This is a genomic window from Ramlibacter aurantiacus (assembly GCF_016722895.1).
Lineage (GTDB): Bacteria > Pseudomonadota > Gammaproteobacteria > Burkholderiales > Burkholderiaceae_C > Ramlibacter > Ramlibacter aurantiacus.
In genome coordinates this window covers 40,457-62,290 of sequence record NZ_JAEQNA010000013.1, presented here as the reverse complement: position 1 = coordinate 62,290, position 21,834 = coordinate 40,457, and the positions used below count along the sequence as shown (strand labels likewise).

General features: G+C 67.4%; 25 protein-coding genes and 1 pseudogene. 15 read left to right on the top strand and 11 right to left on the bottom strand.

What is annotated here, in order from left to right:
* Positions 1-25: 25 nt before the first annotated feature.
* Positions 26-754, bottom strand: a complete 729-nt coding sequence (locus JI739_RS23395) for an alpha/beta hydrolase family protein (RefSeq protein ID WP_201686437.1) — start codon at positions 752-754, stop codon at positions 26-28.
* 105 nt (positions 755-859) lie between these two features.
* On the opposite strand from JI739_RS23395, the gene JI739_RS23390 reads away from it, so the two are divergent.
* From JI739_RS23390 to ptsP, 4 genes and pseudogenes are all read left to right on the top strand, one after another.
* Positions 860-2,080, top strand: coding sequence for an MFS transporter (locus tag JI739_RS23390; RefSeq protein WP_201686436.1), 1,221 nt, complete (start codon positions 860-862; stop codon positions 2,078-2,080).
* Positions 2,077-2,530, top strand: a pseudogene (locus JI739_RS23385) (PTS sugar transporter subunit IIA); the annotation flags it as partial. The gene JI739_RS23390 and the pseudogene JI739_RS23385, both read left to right, overlap by 4 nt.
* On the top strand, positions 2,502-2,771 hold the full coding sequence (locus JI739_RS23380; protein ID WP_201686434.1) for an HPr family phosphocarrier protein: 270 nt from the start codon (positions 2,502-2,504) through the stop codon (positions 2,769-2,771). The pseudogene JI739_RS23385 and the gene JI739_RS23380, both read left to right, overlap by 29 nt.
* A gap of 19 nt (positions 2,772-2,790) precedes the next feature.
* Positions 2,791-4,584: a phosphoenolpyruvate--protein phosphotransferase gene (ptsP, locus tag JI739_RS23375; RefSeq protein WP_201686433.1), complete on the top strand. Its 1,794-nt coding sequence runs from the start codon at positions 2,791-2,793 to the stop codon at positions 4,582-4,584.
* A gap of 126 nt (positions 4,585-4,710) precedes the next feature.
* Here the strand turns inward: ptsP and lipA are convergent, their stop codons facing one another.
* From lipA to JI739_RS23355, 4 genes are all read right to left on the bottom strand, one after another.
* Positions 4,711-5,694, bottom strand: a complete 984-nt coding sequence (lipA, locus tag JI739_RS23370; protein ID WP_201686432.1) for a lipoyl synthase — start codon at positions 5,692-5,694, stop codon at positions 4,711-4,713.
* A gap of 10 nt (positions 5,695-5,704) precedes the next feature.
* Complete coding sequence (lipB, locus tag JI739_RS23365; RefSeq protein ID WP_201686431.1) at positions 5,705-6,373, bottom strand: lipoyl(octanoyl) transferase LipB; 669 nt, start codon at positions 6,371-6,373, stop codon at positions 5,705-5,707.
* Between the two features lie 22 nt (positions 6,374-6,395).
* Positions 6,396-6,689 carry a YbeD family protein gene (locus tag JI739_RS23360; RefSeq protein WP_201686430.1) on the bottom strand — a complete coding sequence of 98 codons (294 nt, stop codon included), beginning with the start codon at positions 6,687-6,689 and terminating at the stop codon, positions 6,396-6,398.
* A gap of 96 nt (positions 6,690-6,785) precedes the next feature.
* Positions 6,786-7,370: a DUF2062 domain-containing protein gene (locus JI739_RS23355; protein ID WP_236590011.1), complete on the bottom strand. Its 585-nt coding sequence runs from the start codon at positions 7,368-7,370 to the stop codon at positions 6,786-6,788.
* A gap of 142 nt (positions 7,371-7,512) precedes the next feature.
* Here JI739_RS23355 and JI739_RS23350 point away from each other — a divergent pair, with 142 nt between their 5' ends.
* Genes JI739_RS23350 through JI739_RS23310 form a run of 9 tightly spaced genes read left to right on the top strand, consistent with a single transcriptional unit; the run spans position 7,513 to position 14,552 of the window.
* Positions 7,513-7,989: an ATP synthase subunit I gene (locus JI739_RS23350; protein WP_201686429.1), complete on the top strand. Its 477-nt coding sequence runs from the start codon at positions 7,513-7,515 to the stop codon at positions 7,987-7,989.
* A 7-nt stretch (positions 7,990-7,996) separates the two neighbouring features.
* Positions 7,997-8,863 (top strand): F0F1 ATP synthase subunit A, encoded by an 867-nt coding sequence (atpB, locus tag JI739_RS23345; protein WP_201686428.1) that lies wholly within the window; start codon positions 7,997-7,999, stop codon positions 8,861-8,863.
* Positions 8,864-8,910: 47 nt separating this feature from the next.
* Positions 8,911-9,159 carry a F0F1 ATP synthase subunit C gene (atpE, locus tag JI739_RS23340; protein WP_135287254.1) on the top strand — a complete coding sequence of 83 codons (249 nt, stop codon included), beginning with the start codon at positions 8,911-8,913 and terminating at the stop codon, positions 9,157-9,159.
* 37 nt (positions 9,160-9,196) lie between these two features.
* Positions 9,197-9,667, top strand: a complete 471-nt coding sequence (locus tag JI739_RS23335) for a F0F1 ATP synthase subunit B (protein WP_201686427.1) — start codon at positions 9,197-9,199, stop codon at positions 9,665-9,667.
* 14 nt (positions 9,668-9,681) lie between these two features.
* Positions 9,682-10,212, top strand: a complete 531-nt coding sequence (locus JI739_RS23330) for a F0F1 ATP synthase subunit delta (protein ID WP_201686426.1) — start codon at positions 9,682-9,684, stop codon at positions 10,210-10,212.
* 44 nt (positions 10,213-10,256) lie between these two features.
* Positions 10,257-11,810, top strand: a complete 1,554-nt coding sequence (atpA, locus tag JI739_RS23325) for a F0F1 ATP synthase subunit alpha (protein WP_201686425.1) — start codon at positions 10,257-10,259, stop codon at positions 11,808-11,810.
* An 18-nt stretch (positions 11,811-11,828) separates the two neighbouring features.
* Complete coding sequence (gene atpG, locus JI739_RS23320; protein ID WP_201686424.1) at positions 11,829-12,695, top strand: F0F1 ATP synthase subunit gamma; 867 nt, start codon at positions 11,829-11,831, stop codon at positions 12,693-12,695.
* Positions 12,696-12,711: 16 nt separating this feature from the next.
* Complete coding sequence (atpD, locus tag JI739_RS23315) at positions 12,712-14,121, top strand: F0F1 ATP synthase subunit beta (RefSeq protein ID WP_201686423.1); 1,410 nt, start codon at positions 12,712-12,714, stop codon at positions 14,119-14,121.
* A 2-nt stretch (positions 14,122-14,123) separates the two neighbouring features.
* Positions 14,124-14,552, top strand: coding sequence for a F0F1 ATP synthase subunit epsilon (locus JI739_RS23310; RefSeq protein ID WP_201686422.1), 429 nt, complete (start codon positions 14,124-14,126; stop codon positions 14,550-14,552).
* 85 nt (positions 14,553-14,637) lie between these two features.
* Here the strand turns inward: JI739_RS23310 and JI739_RS23305 are convergent, their stop codons facing one another.
* Genes JI739_RS23305 through JI739_RS23295 form a run of 3 tightly spaced genes read right to left on the bottom strand, consistent with a single transcriptional unit; the run spans position 14,638 to position 16,767 of the window.
* Entirely contained in the window at positions 14,638-15,156 is a 519-nt protein-coding gene (locus JI739_RS23305) for a TPM domain-containing protein (RefSeq protein ID WP_201686421.1), read from the bottom strand.
* On the bottom strand, positions 15,156-16,061 hold the full coding sequence (locus JI739_RS23300; protein ID WP_236590010.1) for a TPM domain-containing protein: 906 nt from the start codon (positions 16,059-16,061) through the stop codon (positions 15,156-15,158). The genes JI739_RS23305 and JI739_RS23300 overlap by 1 nt, the downstream gene beginning before the upstream one ends.
* A gap of 43 nt (positions 16,062-16,104) precedes the next feature.
* A complete protein-coding gene (locus JI739_RS23295) occupies positions 16,105-16,767 on the bottom strand; it encodes a LemA family protein (RefSeq protein WP_201686419.1) in 663 nt (220 codons plus the stop codon).
* 88 nt (positions 16,768-16,855) lie between these two features.
* Here JI739_RS23295 and JI739_RS23290 point away from each other — a divergent pair, with 88 nt between their 5' ends.
* The gene (locus JI739_RS23290; RefSeq protein WP_201686418.1) at positions 16,856-17,305 is read left to right on the top strand and encodes a YybH family protein; all 450 of its coding nucleotides are present in this window, start codon (positions 16,856-16,858) and stop codon (positions 17,303-17,305) included.
* Between the two features lie 25 nt (positions 17,306-17,330).
* Positions 17,331-18,359: a YheT family hydrolase gene (locus tag JI739_RS23285; RefSeq protein ID WP_201686417.1), complete on the top strand. Its 1,029-nt coding sequence runs from the start codon at positions 17,331-17,333 to the stop codon at positions 18,357-18,359.
* On the opposite strand, the gene mrdA is transcribed toward JI739_RS23285, so the two are convergent.
* The 3 genes from mrdA to mreC are packed head-to-tail and all read right to left on the bottom strand — an operon-like array spanning position 18,356 to position 21,818.
* A complete protein-coding gene (gene mrdA / locus JI739_RS23280) occupies positions 18,356-20,389 on the bottom strand; it encodes a penicillin-binding protein 2 (RefSeq protein ID WP_201686416.1) in 2,034 nt (677 codons plus the stop codon). The genes JI739_RS23285 and mrdA overlap by 4 nt on opposite strands.
* Positions 20,386-20,904, bottom strand: coding sequence for a rod shape-determining protein MreD (gene mreD, locus JI739_RS23275; RefSeq protein WP_201686415.1), 519 nt, complete (start codon positions 20,902-20,904; stop codon positions 20,386-20,388). Before mreD ends, mrdA begins: the two co-directional genes overlap by 4 nt.
* On the bottom strand, positions 20,901-21,818 hold the full coding sequence (gene mreC / locus JI739_RS23270) for a rod shape-determining protein MreC (RefSeq protein ID WP_201686414.1): 918 nt from the start codon (positions 21,816-21,818) through the stop codon (positions 20,901-20,903). Before mreC ends, mreD begins: the two co-directional genes overlap by 4 nt.
* Between the last annotated feature and the right edge of the window lie 16 nt (positions 21,819-21,834).

The following is a 21,834-nucleotide window of genomic DNA, read 5'->3' as shown; positions in this document are numbered from 1 at the left end:
GCCAGACTCTAAGGCAATTCAGGTATCAGGCGTAACTTGCCAGCAGGCTGGACAGCTCATGCGGCGCGCTGATCATCGGATCATGGCCGGTACGCAGCTCGACGATGGCGGAACCGGCTTGCCAGTGGCCGCTCCAGAAGCCCGGATCGCGCACCCTCGAGCGGCTGCCGTCAACGGTGGCAAGGGCCGGATCCGTGCAACTGATGAAGGTCCGCGGCACCTTGGCGACCCGGGCGGGCTCGAAGTCGAGGGGCGCCGTGTAGGTATGGCCAGGGTGCGCGGTCATCCGGCGCTGGACCCACTGGGCATCGTCTCCCGACAAGCCGAACACGGACGGGTCGGGTGCCGGCAGGCTGAAATCGGGTGAGGCCCGGGCCGCTGCGAGCCGGCCCTCGCGGGTCGTGGTCGAATGCGTGCTGCCCCAGCTCTCGCCGGGACTGGGCACCACGGCATCCAGGTAGACCAGGCGCCGCAATCGCGACGGCAACCGGTCGGCGACCGCGGTCCCGAGCATGCCTGCATAAGAATGGGCGACCAGCACCACGTCGTGCAGTTCCTCGGACTCGAGCGCACACATCACATCGGCGATGTGCGTCTCCAGGGTGATCGTGGATGACAGCAGGTGCGCTCGCTCGCCCAGGCCGGTGAGGGTCACCGCATGCACGCGATGCCCCCCGCCGCACAAGGTTTCGCTGACGCGTCGCCAGCACCAGCCGCCGTGCCAGGCACCATGAACCAGGAGGAAATCGGCCATTGCGTCACCTTCGTGATCGATTGGAGATGGGGCACCGGCATGCCGCCGCCGGTGCGGGTCGGTTGATGCCATTGTGATGCAGCCGCGCTCCTGATAATCGCGTCGATGCTGCTGTCTCGCCGCGATGCGGTCGTTGTCTTCTTCGCCTTCGCGCTGGCGTATTTTTTCGCCGCCGTCGTTCGCGCGATCACCGCCACCTTGGCGCCCACCCTGACCCAGGAGTTCGCCCTCACTGCGCGGGAGCTCGGTTTGCTCGCGGGCGGCTATTTCCTGGGCTTCGCCTCCATGCAGCTACCGCTAGGAACGTGGCTGGACCGTCACGGTCCGAAGAAGGTCGTGCTGGTGTTCCTCGGCGTGGGTGCCCTGGGCTGCCTCGCATTCGCCATGGCGCAAAGCTTCCATGGCGTGCTCGCGGCCCGATTCTTGTGTGGCATGGGCCTGTCGGCTTGTCTGATGGCGCCTCTGACGGGGTTCAGGCGCTGGCTCACGCCAGAGGCGCAGATGCGTGCGAACTCGTGGATGCTGATGTCCGGCTCGCTCGGAATGGTCGCTTCGACGCTGCCGGTGCAGTGGCTCCTGCCGGTGGCCGGATGGCGCCCGCTGTTCTGGGGACTCGCCGGCCTCCTGCTGGTCGCGATGTCCGTCATCGCGGCCAAGGTGCCGGCGTGGGCCGGCCCCTCGCAGGCCGCTCCGAGCGAAGGTCCCGGAGGGGGGAGCTACCGGCAGGTCTGGGGCAGCTTCCACTTCAGGCGGCTCGCTCCTTTGGGGTTCGTCAGTTATGGGGGGCTGGTCGCGATGCAGGCCTTATGGATCGGGCCGTGGCTGGTGCGGGTGTCGGGCTATACGCCGCTGGAGTCGGCGGCGGGGTTGTTCACCGTGAATCTCGGGATGCTCCTGAGTTTCTGGACCTGGGGCGTGCTGTATCCCCGGCTCGCTGCCCGGGGCCTGCACGCCGAGCGGCTTATCGCCTGGGGAATGCCCTGCAATTTCGCGGTCCTGGTCGGTATCGTCTTCGCCGGCCCAGCCGCGGGCGCCTGGGCGTGGGCCCTGTTCTGCGTCAGCTCCACCTGCCTGTCGCTGGCGCAACCGGCGGTCGCCCTGCGCTTCCCGCCGGGCCTTGCCGGTCGGGCGCTGTCGGCCTTCAACCTCGTCATCTTCGCCGGTGCGTTCTGTATGCAGTGGGGTATCGGGCTGCTGGTGGATGGCTTTGCCAGCCTCGGCTTCGACGACCCCGGCAGCTTTCGAGCGGCCCTTGCGAGCTTTGCCGTGGCGAGCGTCGGTGCTTGGCTTTATTTCATGCTGGCACCGGATAATTCTCGGCAATGAACGCCATCCTGATCATCGGCCACGCACCGCTCGCGCACGCGTTGCGAGAGTGTGCGCTTCACGTGTTCCCCGATTGCGAGTCCCACATCGCCGCGGTGGATGTGCAGCCGAACCTCGAACCCGAGAAGACGCTCGCGAATGCCCGGATCGCGGCCGCCCGGCTCACCGAGGAGCCTGGCGTCGATGGCGTGCTCGTGCTGACCGACGTTTTCGGCGCCACCCCCAGCAATGTGGCGCAGAAGCTGGTTGATGGCGTTCACAGCCGGCTGGTCACCGGAGTCAATCTGCCGATGGTCCTGCGCAGCGTGCACTACCGCGACGAACCCCTCGATGCCCTGGTCGCACGGGCGGTCACCGGAGGCACCCAAGGGGTGATGCAGGTCGACCCGGCGTTGGCGGGCGAGCGGGAGTCGAACCGTCCATGATCCGCGCGACCACCACCATCAGCAACAAGCTCGGCCTGCATGCGCGGGCATCGGCCAAGCTCACCAAGCTGGCCGGCTCCTTCCCCTGCGAAGTCTGGCTGTCCCGCGGCGAGCGCCGGGTCAACGGCAAGAGCATCATGGGCGTGATGATGCTGGCTGCCGGACTCGGCAGCGACGTGACGGTCGAGACCGACGGCCCCCGTGAGCAGGAAGCGCTGGACGCGTTGCTGGTGCTGATCCAGGATCGGTTCGGGGAAGGGGAGTGACCATGCGCGGAGACAGGCCATGACCTTCACCATCCACGGTCTTCCAGTCGCGCGCGGCATCGCCATCGGCCGGGCCGTCGTCATGGCCGGCCGCGTCGACGTGGCGCACTACTTCATCCAGCCCGACCAGGTCGCCGACGAGATCGCCCGCCTGCGGTCGGCGCGGGATGCCGTGGCCGACGAACTGAAGCGGCTGCAGCAGACCATCGCGGCCATGGGGCCGAAAGAGGCACCGCACGAACTCAGCGCGATCCTGGATGTCCACCTGATGCTGCTGCAGGACCAGGAACTCGTGGAAGGCGTGAAGCACTGGGTGGCCGAACGGCTGTACAACGCCGAGTGGGCGCTCACGACGCAACTCGAAGTGCTGTCGCGGCACTTCGACGAGATGGAGGACGAGTACCTGCGGGCGCGCAAGTCCGACCTCGAGCAAGTGGCCGAGCGCGTGTTGCGATACATGAAAGGCGTGGCCACGCCCGTGGCGCCGCCGCCCCGCCGGACCGAGCCGAGCCGGCAACAGGACCTGCTGCTCGATGGCACGGTCGACGTCCCGCTGGTGCTGGTGGCCCACGACTTGTCGCCGGCCGACATGCTGCAGTTCAAGCAGAGCGTCTTCGCGAGCTTCGTCACCGACGTGGGGGGGCGCAACTCGCACACGGCCATCGTCGCGCGCAGCATGGACATCCCGGCCGTGGTGGGCTCGCGCACCGCCAGCCAATTGGTGCGGCAGGACGACTGGGTGATCGTCGACGGCGACGCCGGCGTGGTGATCGTCGATCCTTCGCCCATCATCCTGGCCGAGTACGGGTTCAAGCAACGGCAGGCCGAGCTCGAGCGCAGCCGCTTGTCGCGCCTGCGGCACACCCCTGCCGTGACGCTGGATGCGCGGAAGATCGAGTTGCTGGCCAACATCGAGTTGCCGGATGACGCGGCCACCGCGTTGGCGGCCGGCGCTGTCGGCGTGGGGCTTTTCCGCAGCGAATTCATGTTCATGGGACGCCACGGCGACCTGCCCGACGAGGAGGAGCAGTACCGGGCCTACCGGCGCGCGGTCCAGGGCATGCAGGGCCTGCCCGTGACCATCCGGACCGTCGACGTCGGGGCCGACAAGCCTCTGGACGAGTTGCACCGCGCTGCCGCGCACCTCAATCCGGCGCTTGGTCTTCGGGCGATCCGCTGGAGCCTCTCGGATCCAGCGATGTTCCTGACCCAGCTGAGGGCCATCCTCCGAGCCGCGGCCCATGGCAAGGTGAACATGCTGATCCCGATGCTCGCCCATGTGCGCGAGATCCGCCAGACCTTGGCCCTGGTCGAGACCGCACGCGCGGAACTGGACCAGCGTGGCCAGGCCCATGGCCCGGTCAACCTGGGCGCGATGATCGAGATCCCCGCTGCAGCGCTCACGCTGAAGATCTTTCTCAAATACTTCGACTTCCTCTCGATCGGCACCAATGACCTGATCCAGTACACCCTGGCGATCGATCGCGCCGACGAGTCGGTGGCGCATTTGTACGATCCCTGCCATCCGGCGGTTCTCCGGCTGGTCAGCGAAACGATTGCCGAGTGCAACGCGCAGGGCAAGCCGGTGAGCGTATGCGGAGAGATGGCCGGCGACCCGGCCATGACGCGGTTACTGCTGGGCCTGGGGCTGCGCAGCTTCTCGATGCACCCGACGCAGATCCTGGCGGTCAAGCAGGAGGTCCTTCGCGCGGACACCGAACGACTGCGCCCGTGGGCACGACAGGTCCTCGAAGCCGAAGAGCCCGACCTGTTGCTGGAGGTCGGCTCAGCCGCCCCCACCACCAGGCTGTAGCCGTGCGACCTGGCTAGCGGTCGCGCCACTGCGCAGTGGCCTGCCGCATCACCGGCAACCGCGTAAGCTGCTTCGCCGGGGCGCCGGTGGCCTCTGGGGGAAAGGCGCCCAACGCGCCTCGGGGGATTACCTCACCCCGGCGGCGTGCGCCTGCTGGTCGGCGTGGTAGCTCGAGCGGACCATCGCACCGACGGCGGCGTGCGTGAAGCCCATCTTGTAGGCCTCGTCCTCGAACATCCGGAAGGTGTCGGGATGCACGTAGCGCCGCACCGGCAGGTGCGAGGTGCTGGGCGCCAGGTACTGGCCGAGGGTGAGCATGTCGATGTCGTGCGCACGCATGTCGCGCATGACCTGCAGGATTTCCTCGTCGGTTTCTCCCAGGCCCACCATCAACCCGCTCTTGGTGGGCACCTGCGGATGCAGGGCCTTGAACTTCTTCAACAGGTTGAGACTGAACCCGTAGTCGGAGCCTGGCCGCGCTTCGCGGTACAGGCGCGGCACGGTTTCCAGGTTGTGGTTCATCACGTCCGGCGGCGCGGCCTGCAGGATCTGCAGGGCTCTGTCGTCGCGGCCGCGGAAGTCCGGCACGAGGATTTCGATGGTGGTCTCGGGAGACAACTCGCGGGTGCGCTGGATGCAGTCGACGAAGTGCTGGCTGCCGCCGTCGCGCAGGTCGTCGCGGTCCACGCTGGTGATCACCACGTACTTGAGCTTGAGTTTGGCGATGGTGCGGGCCAGGTTCTCGGGCTCCTGCGGATCGAGTGGGTCCGGGCGCCCGTGACCGACGTCGCAGAAGGGGCAACGCCGCGTGCACTTGTCGCCCATGATCATGAAGGTCGCCGTGCCCTTGCCGAAGCACTCCCCGATGTTCGGGCACGAGGCCTCTTCGCAGACCGTGTGCAGGTTGCTTTCTCGCAGGATCTGCTTGATCTCGTAGAAGCGGGTGGTGGGCGAACCAGCTCGCACGCGGATCCAGTCCGGCTTCTTCAGCACCTCGGCTGCTTCCACCTTCACCGGGATGCGCGATAGCTTGGCGGCGGCCTTTTGCTTGGCCAGCGGGTTGTAGCTTTCGGTGCTTTGCGCTTCGCGCACGACGGGATTGGAGCTCATGGATGTGTCTTCAGGGCGCGAGCAGTGCGTCGAGCTTTTGGCCCAGCAGGAAGGCTGCCTCGTTCCAGGTGGTGGAGACGCCGATTGTAGAAAGGTCGACTGTTTGAAGCCCCGGGTACCCGCAGGGGTTGATGCGGGAGAAGGGTTCCAGGTCCATGTCGACGTTCAGCGCCACGCCGTGATAGGTGCAGTGCCGACTGAGCTTGATGCCCAGGGCGGCGATCTTGCCCAGCCCCCTGAACGGGTCGGCAGGTGCGGGCGGGCCTGAGAAGCCATCGTGCGCCCCGGGATCGGCCAGTCGAACATAAATGCCGGGCGCCCCAGCCACGCGGTGGCCGGTGACGCCGTAGTGGGCAAGCGTGCGGATCACCGCCTCCTCCACGCGGTAGACGTATTCCTTGATGAAGTAGCCCGCGCGCCGCAGGTCGATCAAGGGATAGGCGACCACCTGCCCGGGCCCGTGATAGGTGACCTGGCCGCCCCGGTTCGTCTGCACCACGGGAATGTCGCCGGGGTTCAGCACATGCGAGGGCTGGCCGGCCAGGCCCTGCGTATACACGGGCGGGTGCTGGCACAGCCACAACTCGTCGGCGGTGTACTCGGTGCGGGCGGCGGTGAACGCCTGCATCTCCTCGTAGGCCAGCTGGTAGGGCAGCGCACCGCGCAGCCGCAGCTTCATGCGACACCCGCGCCGTTGCCCATCAGAGCACCACCTTCACCATGGGGTGGCTGGAGAGCGTGCGATACAGCTCGTCCAATTGTTCGCGGCTGGTGGCGGTGACCGTCACCGTGATGCCGATGTAGTTGCCAGCCTTGCTGTCGCGCAACTCCACGGATGTGGCGTCGAAGGTCGGGTCGAAGTGCGTCGCCACGGCGGTGATGGCCTCGACGAAGCCGTCGACCTTGGCGCCCATGACCTTGATCGGAAATGGGCAGGGGTACTTGATGAGCGACTCGGTACCCGAATCGAGCGAGGAAAGGGAAACAGGTTTCATGGGGATGGACCGGTTGTCGGCCGGCACGACGCCGGCGCAGATCGTGGGAGATGTGGCCGAATCGGCGGGTTCCAACCGGGCCTTCGTCGAGCTGGGTCAGGCCGAGCCAGGCCGGCCAGACTGGCGCCGGCGCCGGTGGCGCAGGTGCAGCAGCACCTTGATGCGCCAGGCGAGCTTGATCAGCGCATAAGACGCCAGCGAACCTCCGATGGCGAACACAGCCATGCCAAGGACCACCGGGGTGCCCACCGCACTGAACCATTCGAGCAGGCTGGTGCCCTGTCGCGGCATCACCAATGGCGGAGCATCCACGAAGCGGATGCCGACCTGGTAGGCGGCCCAGAGCCAGAAACCCAGCGTCAGCGGATTGGTGACCAAGGTCGACACCACCGATAGCGGAATGTTCGCCCGCCACCAGATGCAATGCGCCACGGCCAGCGGGATCTGGCCGAGCGGCATCACGAAAGCCCAGAACAGGCCGATGGCCACGCCGCGGGCGACCGATTCGTGCTGCATGTGCCATAGGCGCGGCGCCAGCAGGTGTCGTGCGATCGGGCGCAGCATCGGGTTGCGGGCCAGCGCATCACGTTCGGGCATGCGCTGGCCCAGTGAATGCCGCATGCGACGCCACAAGGTCCGGTCGGCGGCGCGATGCGAGGTGCGGTTTCCGTGGCGAGTCATCGTTCCCCGATTTTGACCGGCGGCCGCGTCGAGCGCTCATGCCGGCGCATGACCCGCTGAGGCTGTCGGAACGACACTCGTTTCTCCCTATAATCAGAGGCTTTGTGAAATTCAGGCCCCAAGGCGTGGACGCGCATCACTCATGACTCGTTCGCCCGCGCCTTCAGAGAACCCGATCGAAGATGTCGAGGGTTCTGCCGATGACCCGCCCTTCGTGCCGCTCATTGCGGAACAGGCGCGTCGGTTGCGTGAGCAAAGCCCGCAGGTGTCCCCTTGGTGGATCGTGGGGGCTCAGCTGGGGTTGGGCATGGCACTGGCGCTCGTCGCCTGGGTCGTGACCGGGGACAGGGTGGTCGGCTGGTCGGCGCTGTACGGTGCATGGGCGGTCGCGCTGCCGGCGGGGCTGTATGCGCGGGCACTTCGCCGCGTCGGCGGTGCCGGGGTCCTGGCGTGGGAGTTGATCAAGCTCGGATTGACGGTCGCCCTGCTGGCGGCCGCGCCGAAACTGCTGCCTGGAGTTCACTGGCTGGCTTTGCTGGCTGGGGTGGTCCTGGCAACCAAGATGTATTGGGTGGCGCTCGTCAAGGTGCGCCGTCCGCGACGACGAACTGGGAACTAAAAGACTCATGGCTGCCGAAAACGGACCGACCGCAGGCGAGTACATCCAGCACCACCTGCAGCACCTGCAGAAGAACTTCAATTTCGAGAGCGTCCAGCAGACCTCGATCATTGATTTCGGTGTGTTCAACCTCGACTCGGTGTTCTATTCCGTCGTGCTGGGTGTGCTGGGTTGCCTGCTGTTGTGGGCCGGTGCCCGCCGTGCCACCTCCGGCGTGCCCGGGCGGTTCCAGGCGGCGGTCGAGATCCTGGCGGAGATGGTCGAGACGCAGGCCAAGGGTGTCATTCACAACGAGAAGAGCCGCAAGCTCGTGTCGCCCCTGGCGCTCACCGTGTTCGTCTGGATCTTCCTGATGAACTTCATGGACATGCTGCCCGTGGACCTCATCCCGCAGTTCTGGCATGCAGCGGGCCCCGCGCTGGGCTTCAAGGATTACATGCGCGTGGTCGCCACGGCCGACCTGTCCACCACCTTGGGCCTGTCGGTCAGCGTGCTGTTGGTGTGCTTCTTCTACAACATCAAGATCAAGGGCCTGGGCGGCTGGGGTCATGAGCTGTTCACGGCTCCGTTCGGTGCCCATCCGCTCCTGTGGCCGTTCAACTTCCTCATGCAGGTCATCGAGTTCGTCGCGAAGACGGTCTCGCACGGCATGCGACTGTTCGGCAACATGTTCGCTGGCGAACTGGTGTTCATGCTCATCGCGCTCATGGGCGGTGCGTTCACCCTGTCGGCCACCGGCTTCGGCCTGGCCATCGGGCATGTGATCGCCGGCACCGTCTGGACCCTGTTCCACATCTTGATCATCACGCTGCAGGCGTTCATCTTCATGATGCTCACGCTCATCTACGTGGGCCAAGCCCACGACGCGCACTGATCCCGTTTCCTTTTCCCTTCCCTTTCCACTTTTCTACAGGAGCAATCATGGAAAACATCCTCGGTCTCGTCGCGCTGGCTTGCGGCATCATCGTCGGCCTGGGCGCCATCGGCGCCTCCATCGGCATCGCGCTGATGGGCGGCAAGTACCTCGAGTCGTCTGCTCGCCAGCCCGAGCTGATGAACGAGTTGCAGACCAAGATGTTCATTCTGGCCGGTCTGATCGACGCGGCCTTCCTGATCGGCGTGGCCATCGCCCTGCTGTTCGCTTTCGCCAACCCCTTCGTTCTGGCCTGATCGGCGCTAGCCCGGTCACGACGGAAAGGACCGTTCCGTGAACATCAACGCGACCCTGATCCTGCAAGCGATCGTCTTTGCGATCCTTGTCTGGTTCACGATGCGCTTCATTTGGCCGCCGATCACCACGGCGCTGGACGAGCGCGCCCGCAAGATCGCCGAGGGTCTGGCCGCCGCTGACAAGGCCAAGGCCGACCTCGCGGCTGCCGACCGCCGGGTCGAGGAAGAACTGGCCCGCGTGCGCAACGAGGCCGCGAGCATGCGCGCCGACGCCGAGCGCCGTGCCCAGGCCATCGTCGACGAAGCCAAAGCCCGCGCTACCGAGGAAGGCAACCGCATCATCGCGGCGGCTCAGGCCGACGCCGAGCAGCAGGCTGTGCGCGCCCGTGAAGTCTTGCGCGCGCAAGTGGCAGCGCTGGCCGTCAAGGGAGCCGAGCAGATCCTGCGCCGCGAGGTCAATGCCAGCGTCCATGCGGACCTGCTGGACCGCCTCAAGAGCGAGCTTTAACCGGGAGGAGCCTCATGGCTGAACTTGCCACCATCGCCCGGCCTTATGCCGAAGCGCTGTACCAGTCTTCCAAGGCCGATCTGAACGGAACGGCCTCGTGGCTGGATGCGCTCGCCACGGTGGCCGGCAACCCGCAGTTGCTGGATTTCGCCGGCAACCCCAAGGTGACCGACCGGCAGGTGTTCGAGGTCGTCACGGGCGTGGTCAAGGTCGATCTGCCGCCGGTGGCCCAGAACTTCCTGCGCACCGTCATCGAGAACGGTCGGCTGGAGGCGCTGCCAGAAATCTCGGCGCAGTTCCGCGCCCTGAAGAACGCGCAGGCCGGTGCCTCTGATGCGGCCGTTTACAGCGCATTCCCGATCGCCGCAGGCGCGTTGTCCGAAGTGGCGGCCGTGCTTGAAAAGCGCTTCGGCCGCAAGCTCAATCTCACGGTGCACGAGGATTCCAGCCTGATTGGCGGTATCCGCGTGGTCGTTGGCGATGAGGTGCTGGACACCTCCGTCAAGGCGCGCCTCGAACAGATGAAGGCCGCGCTGACGGCCTGAGGCACGTCGCGCCCGCCCGCAACCCCATACCAAAGGAACGAGTCATGCAGCTCAATCCCGCTGAAATCTCTGAACTGATCAAGAGCCGGATCGAGGGCCTGGGCGCCAGCGCCGACATCCGCAACCAGGGCACGGTCATCTCCGTGACCGACGGCATCGTGCGCATCCACGGCCTGTCCGATGCCATGGCCGGTGAAATGCTGGAGTTCCCGCCCACGCCCGCCGGCGTGCCCACCTACGGCCTGGCCCTGAACCTCGAGCGCGACTCTGTCGGCTCGGTGATTCTGGGCGAGTACGAGCACATCTCGGAAGGCGACACGGTCAAGTGCACCGGCCGCATCCTGGAAGTGCCGGTGGGCCCCGAACTGATTGGCCGCGTCGTCAACGCCCTGGGCCAGCCCATCGACGGCAAGGGACCCATCAACGCCAAGCTGACCGACGTGATCGAAAAGGTCGCGCCGGGCGTGATCGCGCGAAAGTCGGTCGACCAGCCGGTGCAGACCGGCCTCAAGGCCATCGACTCCATGGTGCCGATCGGCCGCGGCCAGCGCGAGCTGATCATCGGCGACCGGCAGACCGGCAAGTCCGCCGTGGCCGTCGACGCGATCATCAACCAGAAGGGTCAGAACATGACCTGCGTGTACGTCGCCATCGGCCAGAAGGCGTCCACGATCAAGAACATCGTGCGTGCCCTGGAGCAGGCCGGTGCGATGGAGTACACGATCGTCGTCGCAGCCTCGGCTTCCGAGTCGGCCGCGATGCAGTACATCTCGGCCTATTCCGGATGCACGATGGGCGAGTACTTCCGCGACCGTGGCCAGGACGCGCTGATCATCTATGACGACCTGTCCAAGCAGGCCGTGGCGTACCGGCAGGTCTCGCTGCTGCTGCGCCGCCCGCCGGGTCGCGAAGCCTTTCCGGGCGACATCTTCTATCTCCACAGCCGCCTGCTCGAGCGCGCCGCCCGCGTGAACGCCGACTACGTGGAAGCCTTCACCAAAGGCGAGGTCAAGGGCCGCACCGGTTCGCTCACCGCGCTGCCCATCATCGAGACGCAGGCCGGCGACGTGTCCGCCTTCGTGCCGACGAACGTGATCTCGATCACGGACGGCCAGATCTTCCTGGAGACCAGCCTTTTCAACGCCGGCATCCGTCCCGCCATCAACGCGGGCATCTCGGTGTCGCGCGTGGGCGGAGCAGCCCAGACCAAGCTGATCAAGAGCCTGTCCGGCGGCATCCGGACCGACCTGGCGCAGTACCGTGAGCTGGCGGCGTTCGCGCAGTTCGCCTCCGACCTGGACGAAGCCACGCGCAAACAGCTGGACCGCGGTGCCCGCGTGACCGAACTGCTCAAGCAGCCTCAGTACAGCCCGCTGCCGATCTCGCTGATGGCCGCCTCGCTGTTCGCCGTGAACAAGGGCTACTTCGACGACGTGGACGTCAAGCAGGTGCTGCCGTTCGAGCACGGCCTGCATGCCTACCTGAAGGACAAGCATGCGGCCTTGCTGACCAAGCTCGAGACCGACAAGGCGATGGACAAGGACGCCGAAGGCGAACTCACCTCCGCGATCCAGGCCTTCAAGAAGACCTTCGCCTAAGCCGCGAGGACAAACGATATGGCTGCAGGAAAAGAGATTCGGGGCAAGATCAAATCGGTGGAGAACACCAAGAAGATCACCAAGGCCATGGAAATGGTCGCCGCCTCGAAGATGCGCAAGGCCCAGGACCGCATGCGTTCGGCCCGGCCTTACAGCGACAAGGTGCGCAACATCGCGGTGAACCTGGGCAAGGCCAATCCGGAGTACACGCACGCCTTCATGCAGACCCATGACGTGAAGGCGGCGGGGTTCATCGTGGTCACCACTGACAAGGGTCTTTGTGGTGGCATGAATACCAACGTGCTGCGGGCGGTGACGAGCAAGCTGCGTGATTTGCAGGGCGCCGGCGTGGACACGCAGGCCGTGGCGATCGGCAACAAGGGCCTGGGCTTCCTGAACCGGATCGGCGCCAAGGTGGTCTCGCATGTGACGCAGCTCGGTGACACGCCGCACCTCGACAAGTTGATCGGCCCCGTCAAGGTGCTGCTGGACCAGTATGCCGAGGGCAAGCTCAACGCGGTCTATCTCTGCTACACCAAGTTCATCAACACGATGAAGCAAGAGCCGGTGGTCGAGCAGCTGCTGCCGCTCACGTCCGATCGCATGCAGGCCGATGAAGGCCAGCACGCCTGGGACTACATCTACGAGCCCGACGCCAAGACCGTGATCGACGAGCTTCTGCTGCGGTACGTCGAGGCGCTGATCTACCAGGCCGTGGCCGAAAACATGGCCTCCGAGCAATCGGCCCGCATGGTTGCCATGAAGGCGGCCACGGACAACGCCGGCAACGTCATCGCCGAGCTCAAGCTGGTCTACAACAAGACGCGCCAGGCGGCGATCACGAAAGAGCTTTCGGAGATCGTCGCGGGCGCCGCGGCTGTTTAAATATTTGGAGCGAACAATGGCTCAGATCGAAGGAAAAATCGTTCAATGCATCGGCGCCGTGGTGGACGTTGAGTTCCCGCGGGACCGCATGCCCAAGGTCTACGATGCCTTGAAGATGGAAGGCTCGGCGCTGACGCTGGAAGTGCAGCAGCAGCTGGGCGACGGCGTCGTGCGTACCATCGCACTGGGCTCGTCGGACGGCCTGCGCCGCGGGAGCATGGTCTACAACACCGAGCGTCCGATCACGGTGCCGGTGGGCAAGGCCACCCTGGGCCGCATCATGGACGTGCTGGGCAACCCCATCGACGAACGGGGCCCGGTCGACGCGTCCCTGAGCGCCTCCATCCACCGCAAGGCACCGAGCTACGAGGAGCTGTCGCCCTCGCAGGAGCTGCTGGAGACCGGCATCAAGGTGATTGACCTGGTGTGCCCGTTCGCCAAGGGCGGCAAGGTGGGACTGTTCGGTGGTGCCGGCGTCGGCAAGACCGTGAACATGATGGAGTTGATCAACAACATCGCCAAGGCGCACTCGGGCCTGTCGGTGTTCGCCGGCGTGGGCGAGCGCACCCGCGAGGGCAACGACTTCTATCACGAGATGGCCGACTCGGGCGTCGTGAAGCTGGACAACCTGGCCGAATCGAAGGTGGCCATGGTCTACGGCCAGATGAACGAGCCCCCGGGCAACCGCCTGCGCGTGGCCCTCACCGGCCTGACCATCGCCGAATCGTTCCGCGACGAAGGTCGCGACGTGCTGTTCTTCGTCGACAACATCTACCGCTACACGCTGGCCGGCACCGAGGTGTCCGCGCTGCTGGGCCGGATGCCTTCCGCCGTGGGTTACCAGCCGACGCTGGCCGAGGAAATGGGGCGGCTGCAGGAGCGCATCACCTCCACCAAGGTGGGCTCCATCACCTCCATCCAGGCCGTGTACGTGCCGGCGGACGACCTGACCGACCCGTCGCCCGCCACGACCTTCGCCCACCTCGACTCCACCGTGGTGCTTTCGCGTGACATCGCGGCCCTGGGCATCTACCCGGCCGTGGACCCGCTCGACTCCACCAGCCGCCAGCTCGATCCGCTGGTGGTGGGCGAGGAGCACTACGGCGTCGCCCGTGCGGTGCAGGGCACGCTGCAGCGCTACAAGGAACTGCGCGACATCATCGCCATCCTGGGCATGGACGAACTCGCCCCCGAGGACAAGCTGGCCGTGGCCCGCGCCCGCAAGATCCAGCGTTTCCTCTCGCAGCCGTTCCACGTGGCCGAGGTGTTCACCGGTTCCCCCGGCAAGTACGTGCCCCTGTCCGAAACCATCCGTGGCTTCAAGATGATCACGGCCGGCGAGTGCGACCACCTGCCCGAGCAGGCGTTCTACATGGTCGGCACCATCGACGAGGCCTTCGAGAAGGCCAAGAAGCTGGCGGGCTGAACATGGTCGACACGACGCACACCATCCGCGTCGAAGTGGTCAGCGCCGAGGAGTCCATCTTCTCCGGCGACGCCCGCTTCGTGGCGCTGCCCGGCGAAGCCGGCGAGCTGGGCATCTATCCCCGCCACACGCCGTTGATCACGCGGATCCGACCCGGCTCGGTTCGCATCGAGAAAGCCGATGGGACCGAAGAGTTCGTCTTCGTCGCCGGCGGTGTGCTGGAGGTGCAGCCGAACATGGTGACCGTGCTCTCCGACACGGCCATCCGCGGCAAGGACCTCGACGAAGAAAAGGCCAACGAGGCCCGCCACGCCGCCGAAGAAGCCCTCAAGAACGCCAAGAGCGACATCGACCTGGCCAAGGCCCAGTCGGAACTCGCCATCATGGCCGCCCAGATTGCCGCCTTGCGCAAGTACCGCCAAAAGCGGTAACGGCACCCGAGCAACAAGAACGCGCTAAAAACCCGCGCCCTGGGCCCCGGTCGAAAGATCGGGGCTTTTTTACGCCAGCTCCCGATCAGGTGCCCAGCACGGGCGCGTCAGGCAGCTCGTTGGTGCGCCCCGCACCCGGGGAGGCGGGGAAGTGCTCGACCAAGAGCGCCGAGACTTCCTCCAGCGCCAGCGTCAGGCCATCCTCGAAGCGCCTCGCCCGGAAGGCATCGCGCATGTGCCCGACCACCTCGTGCCAGCGCCCTTCGGCGACCTCGCGTGCCACGCCGCGGTCGGCGACGATCTCGATCGCGTGTTCGGCCAGCAGCAGGTAGATCAGCACACCGTTGTTCTCCTCGGTGTCCCACACGCGCAGCTTGCCGAACATCGAGAGGGCGCGTTCGCGCGGCGTGGCGCCGCGCCAGATGTAGCTGTTGGGGAGCCCCGCCTCCACGTAGAGCCGGATCTCCCCGCGGTGGCGGCGCTCGCTCGCCCGGACGCGCGACTCCAGCCGGTCCAGGACCTCGGCTGGAAAGGCCCGCCGCAGGCTGGCATCGTCCAGCCACCGGTGGCGCAGCAAGCGCCATAGCTTCTGCCACAGGCTCATCACCAACTCCCCGAGGCGCCGCCGCCGCCAAAGTCACCACCGCCGCCGGAGCCGAAGCCGCCGAAGCCACCCCCTCCGCCCCCGCGACCGGCGCCCCAGCCTCCGGCGTGCGGCGCGCCCCAGTGGCCACCCCGTCGATAGCCGCGCGGCGGCCCGCCCAGGCCGCCGCCGCCGCCTCCCCCGAGCCCGCCCACCAAGGCCATGAACAGGGCGACCAGCCCGGCCAGCACCGCCACGACGAAGCTGGCGGTGAGGGCCCAGGCCAACCCGCCGATTGCGCCGCCGGCCACCATCGAGCCTAGCGGCCGGCCGAGCATGCGCCGCAGCAGCGCGCCGGCCACCGGCATGGCAATGAACAGGACCACCGCCAGCTCCATCCAGTCGAAGCCGGTTTGTGCGGCCGGCACGTTGCGCGCCTGCGGCGGCGGCAAGGCCTCGCCGCGGATGGCCGCGCCGATCTGCTCGACCCCGGCACGCAGCCCCGCGGCGAAGTCGCCGCGCCGGAATTGAGGCGTGATCGCCTCGTCGATGATGCGCCGGGCTCGCAGGTCGGGTATGGCTCCTTCCAGGGTCTTGGCCACCTCGATGCGAATGCGGCGGTCGCTCGTCGCCACGACGACCAGAACGCCATCGCCGATCTCGCGGCGCCCGATCTTCCAGGCGTTGGCGACCCGGTTGGCATAGCTGAAGATGTCCTCGGGTTGCGTGCTGGGCACCAGGAGCACGACCACCTGCGCGCCGGTCTGCTGTTCCAGCGCGGCCAGCTGCGCCTCCAGCGACTGCCGCTCGCCGGCGGCCAAGGTGCCGGCGAGATCGACCACGCGCGCGCTCAGCTCGGGAACGGGCTGCAGATCCTGCGCAGCGGCCACCCGCGCGAGCAGGAGGCCGCCCGCGAGCAGCAACATGGCGCCCAGCCATGGGAGCGCGCGAGGCAAACGCATAGGCGGCTTACCGCGCCGGAGCCTGGGGTGCCGGAGCAGTCGAGGCTGGGGCTTGCGGTGCGGCCGAAGGTGACGCCGGCGCCTGCCCGCCGCCAAAGTCGATTCGCGGGGGCGTCGAGATCTGCGCTTCGTTCTGGACCGTGAAGTTCGGCTTGGGCTCATAGTCGAACACCATCGCCGTGAGGTTGGTCGGGAAGCTGCGCGCCAGGACGTTGTACTCCTGCACCGTCTGGATATAGCGGTTGCGGGCCACGGTGATGCGGTTCTCGGTGCCTTCGAGCTGTACGCGCAGGTCGCGGAACGCCTGGTTCGCCTTCAGTTCGGGGTACCGCTCCACCACCACCATCAGCCGGCTCAGCGCGGACGACAGCTCGCCCTGCGCCTGCTGGAAGCGTTGGAAGGCCTGCGGGTCGTTCAGGGTCTCGGGCGTGACCTGCACGGCCGTCGCCCGGGAGCGGGCCTCGATCACCTGGGTCAAGGTGTCCTGTTCGAACTTGACCTCTCCCTTGACCGTCTCCACCAGGTTCGGCACCAGGTCGGCGCGTCGCTGGTATTGGTTGAGCACCTCGCTCCAGGCCGCCCTCGTTTGCTCATCCAGTCTCTGGAAGTCGTTGTAGCCGCAACCCGAGAGGGCGAATACGGCGACGATCAAGGCGATCCAGCGCTTCATGTCGAATGTGCTCCACGAACAAAGGTTCAAAAAGGTAGCACAGAGGCCGTCAAGGCGGGGCGTGGTTTGCCGGCACAATGGGCCGGCCATGCCCAGGAACAAACTCCAGGCGGCCAACCTCGAGGGCAACGCCGACGAGGTGGAGGCGGCCTTCTACGACGCGCTGCGGCGTTCCGACATCGAACAACTGATGGCCTGCTGGGCCGACGAAGACGACATCGTCTGCGTTCACCCGGGCGGCCCGCGCGTGGTCGGGGCCATGGCGATCCGGGCCACCTTCGAGGCAATGTTCGCCAGCGGCAGCATCCGCGCCCGCCCGCAGCAGCGGCGCACCGTGGAATCCGTGGGCTGCTGCGTCCACCACCTGATCGAGCAGGTGGAGGTGCTCGCGCCCAGCGGGCCGCGCGAAGCCTGGGTGATCGCCACCAACGTGTACGTGAAGACCGCGCAGGGCTGGCGCCTGGTGGCGCACCACGCCAGCCCGGGTGTGCCCGAGCTGCAGGAGGTGCGCGCGCCCGTTTCGCAGGTGCTGCACTAGGGTGCGGTCCGGACCACTCGAGTCCATGCTGCCGGGCGACTACCGTGCGCCGTGGTGGCTGCCTGGCGGGGACCTCCAGACCATCTGGCCGGCGCTGTTCGCCCGAGTGCCGTTGCAGCCGGTGCGCTGGCGCCGCGAACGCTGGCGCACGCCCGATGGTGACTTCATCGATCTCGACTGGCGGGAGCCCCCGGGTGTCGACGCCCGGCATACGCCGCTCCTGGTCCTCTTCCATGGCCTGGAGGGCTCCTCGCGCAGCCACTACGCGCACGGCTTTGCCGAGTTCGCGCGCCTGCAGCAGGGGTCCTTGGTGGTGCCGCATTTCCGAGGGTGCAGCGGTGAGGTCAACGAGGCGCCGCGGGCCTATCACTCGGGCGACCACGCGGAGATCGGCTGGGTGCTGGGCCGCTTGCGGGCGTGTCACGGCGGTCCCGTTCTTGCCGTCGGCGTCTCCTTGGGTGGCAACGCCCTGCTGCGCTGGGCGGGGGAAGTGGGCCACGACGCGCGTCGTTCGGTCGATGCGGTGGCCGCGGTGTGCGCCCCGCTCGACCTGGCCGCGGGTGCGCGCGCGATCGGCCGCGGGTTCAACCGGCTCGTCTACACCGGCATGTTCCTGCGCACGATGAAGCCCAAGGCGTTGCGCAAGCTGGCTCAGCACCCGGGCCTGTTCGACCGCGAGGCGCTCGTCGCCGCCCGCGACCTCTACGCCTTCGACAACGTGTTCACGGCGCCGCTGCATGGGTTCCGTGACACGGACGACTACTACGCCCGCGCATCGGCCAAGCCCTGGCTGCCGCGCGTGCGCGTTCCCGCGCTGGTGCTGAACGCACGCAACGATCCCTTCGTGCCGGCCGCCAGCCTGCCCGGGGTGGCCGAGGTCGGCGAATGGGTGACCTTATGGCAACCGGACGAGGGCGGTCACGTCGGCTTTCCGGGCCGCTCGCCGGATGGCCGCGTCGGCTGGATGCCCGACCGCGTCGGCCGGTGGCTGATGGGCGCGTTGCGCCAACGCACACGGGGTGCGGCGCCGGACCCGCACCCGGGGCCGACTTAGCGCGGCCGGGTCGAGACCGGCACCACCGAAGCGGCGGGTGACGCCGTGGAAGCGGCAGCAGCGGCGGCGGCTTCGGCCGCACCAGGCGGCCAGGCCACCTCGGCGGCAGGGCGCTGCTTGCCCACCGGAGCGCCGGCCTGGCCCTTGCGCACGGCGGCCAGGTCCTCCTCACTGGGATAGAGCCCCGCCAGCCAGTAGTCGAACACCCGGCGCGCGATGGGTGCCGCCGCAGCGGCGCCGAAACCGGCGTTCTCGACCACGGCGGCGATGGCGATCTTGGGGTCGTCGGCCGGTGCGAAGGCGATGTACAACGAGTGGTCGCGCTGGTGCTCCTCGAGCTTGGCCGCGTCGTACTTCTGGCGCTGACCGATGGTCACCGCCTGCGCCGTGCCGGTCTTGCCGCCGGACAGGTAGGGCGCGCCGGCGAACACGCGGGTCGAGGTCCCGCCCTGGGTCACCGCCACCATGGCCCGGCGGATCACGTCGACGTGCGCCGGCTTGTAGCCGAGATCGACGCCCGGCTCCGGGGCGACCGGCGTGGTCTGGTGGGTGAGCGGGTCCTGGGTGGCGATCACCAGCCGTGGCTTGTGCCTGACCCCCCCGTTCACCAGGGTGGCGGTGGCGTGCGCCAGCTGCAGCATGGTGAAGCTGTTGTAGCCCTGCCCGATGCCCAGCGAGATGGTCTCGCCGGCGAACCACTTCTTCTGCTCGGGCCGCCGGTAGTAGTTGCGCTTCCACTCCTGGCTGGGCAGCACGCCGCGCACCTCGCCGAAGATGTCGATGCCGGTGAGCTGTCCGAAGCCCAGCGGCTTCATGAAGTCGTGCATGAGGTCCACGCCCATCTCGTTGGCCAGCATGTAGTAGTAGACGTTGCTGGACTTCACGATGCTGGTGTGCATGTCCACCGGGCCCAGTCCGTGATCGCCATGGCTGCGGAACACATGGCCCCCGAAGGACCAGGAGCCGTTGTCCTGGATCACCTGGCCGGCCGTGCGCTTGCCGGTCTCCAGTGCCGCCAGCGCCATGAACGGCTTGTAGGTGGACCCGGGCGGGTAGGTGCCGCGCAAGGCCCGGTTCAACAGGGGCTTCTCGAGCGATTCGTTCAGGGCCTGCCAGTTCTCGGTGTCGATGCCGTCGACGAACAGGTTGGGATCGAACGTCGGCTTGGAGACGAAGGCCAGCACCTCGCCCGTCCTGGGGTCCAGGGCCACCAGGGCGCCGCGGCGACCGCCGTACATCTGCTCCACCAGGTTCTGCAGCTTGATGTCGATGGACAGCATCACGGTGTTGCCGGGCGTGGCGGGCTGGCTGGCCAGCTTGCGCACGGCGCGCCCGCCGGCGGAGGTCTCCAGTTCCTCCACCCCGGTGGTGCCGTGCAGCTGGCGTTCCAGGCTCTGCTCGACGCCCAGCTTGCCGATGTACTGGGTGCCCCGGTAGTTGCCCTGGTCCTCCTCGTCCCAGTCTTCCATCAGCTTCTTCTCGGACTGGTTGATGCGGCCGATGTAGCCGATCACGTGGCTGCCCAGCTCACCCCAGGGATAGTTGCGGAACAGGCGGGCCTGGATGTCCACGCCGGGAAAGCGGAAGCGTTGTGCGGTGAAGCGGGCCACCTCGTCTTCGCTCAGCTTGGTGCGGATCGGCAGCGAATCGAAGCCCTTGGTCTCGTCCAGCAGCTTGCGAAAGCGCCGTCGGTCGCGGGGCTGGATCTCGACGATCTCGGACAGGGCGTCGATGGTCTCGTCCAGTGGCGCGGCCAGGCGCGAAGGCGTGATCTCGAGCGTGAACGCGGAATAGTTGGTGGCCAGCACGATGCCGTTGCGATCGAGGATCAGCCCCCGGTTCGGAACGATCGGCACGACCGCCGTGCGATTGCGCTCGGCTCGCTCGCTCAGCTCATCGTGCCGCACCACCTGCAGCCACACCAGCCGCGCGACCAGCAGCGCGAAACAGGCCAGCACCACCAGGCTGGCCACCAGCACCCGCGCGCGAAAACGCGAGATCTCCGCTTCGACGTTGCGCAGTTCGGTCACAGCGGCCGATTTTCGTCGGGGTCGGGCGCACGCCGCTGCGGAGCCAGCAGCAGGATGCTCACCACCGGCCAAAGCAGGGATTCGATCACGGGCGCCAGCGCGATCGTGGCGCCGGGGAACACCCCGCCGCCGATCAGCCGGATCGCGAGTTCCACCGCATGCCCGGCCGCGAACAGGGGCAGCACCTGGAGCGCCTGGGAAGGCACCGAGAACCAGAGCAGCCGTCGATGGATGGTGATGGCGAAGTAGCTCAGGATGCTGTAGGCCAGCGCATGCTGGCCAAGCAACGCGGTCTCGTGCACGTCCATCACCAGCCCGAAGGCGAAGGCGGTGACGATGCCCACGCGCAGGGGCTGGTGGATGCTCCAGAACACCAGGACCAGCGCGAGCAGGTCGGGAAGCCAGGGTTGCCGCCCCAAGGGCAGCATGTTCACCAGCAACGCCAGCAGCAGGCTGCCCCAGATGAAGAGCGGGTTGGCCGGCAGCAGCAGCTGCTGGCCCGGGCGCATGATCATCGGGCCCCCTTGCGCGCCACCGGGGGCGCGACCTTGTCCGGTCGCGCCGGCACGGCCTCGCCCACCGGCTGCAGCACCATCACGTGGCGCGTCCCCGCGGCCAGCGCCTGCGGGACGGCATGGATGCGGGCGAACGCCGAGTCGGCGCGGCGATCGATGCGGTCGATCCGCGCCACCGGCAGGCCCGGCGGGTACACGCCGTCGACCCCGCTGGTCGTGAGCAGGTCGCCGGACTGCACGTCGGCGTTGGACGGCATGAAGCGCAGGTCCAGCGTGCCGAAGGGGCCGGCGGAGGGATCCCCGTAGACGACGCTGCGCACCCCCGTGCGCGCGTTGAGCACCGGCGTCGCCTGGTCACGGTCGGTGATCAGGGTCACTTCGCTGAGCATGGGATGCACCCGCGTCACCTGGCCCAGGACGCCGAACTCGTCGATCACCGGCGAGCCTGGCACCACGCCTTGGCTGCTGCCCTTGTCGATCACCACCTTGCGGGTGTAGGGGTCGGCCGCGTCGTAGAGCACCTGGGCCGCCGTGCCGGGGCTGGCCAGCCGGTCGCGCAACTCCAGCAGCTTGCGCAGGCGCTCGTTCTCGAGCGTCAGTTGCTCGACCTGGCTGGCCCGCACCGATTGCGCGGCCAGCCGCGCCAGCGCCTCGTCGCGGTCGGCGTGGGCGCTTGCAAGGGATTGCAAGTAGCCGCCTGCGGCCTGCACGGCCAGAACCGGGCGCATCGCCAGCCATTGCACCGGGTACAGGGCCGTGGCGACCACCGAACGCAACGGCTGCGCGATCTGGAAGCGGGTGTCGGCGACCATCAGGAACAGCGCCAGGGCGCTGCACACCATCAGTTTGGACAGGGCTGATGGACCCTGCTTGAAGAACGGCGGGGGTGTCCGGTCCAGCGTACCCAGTGGCATCGCCGTGCTTGCGGGG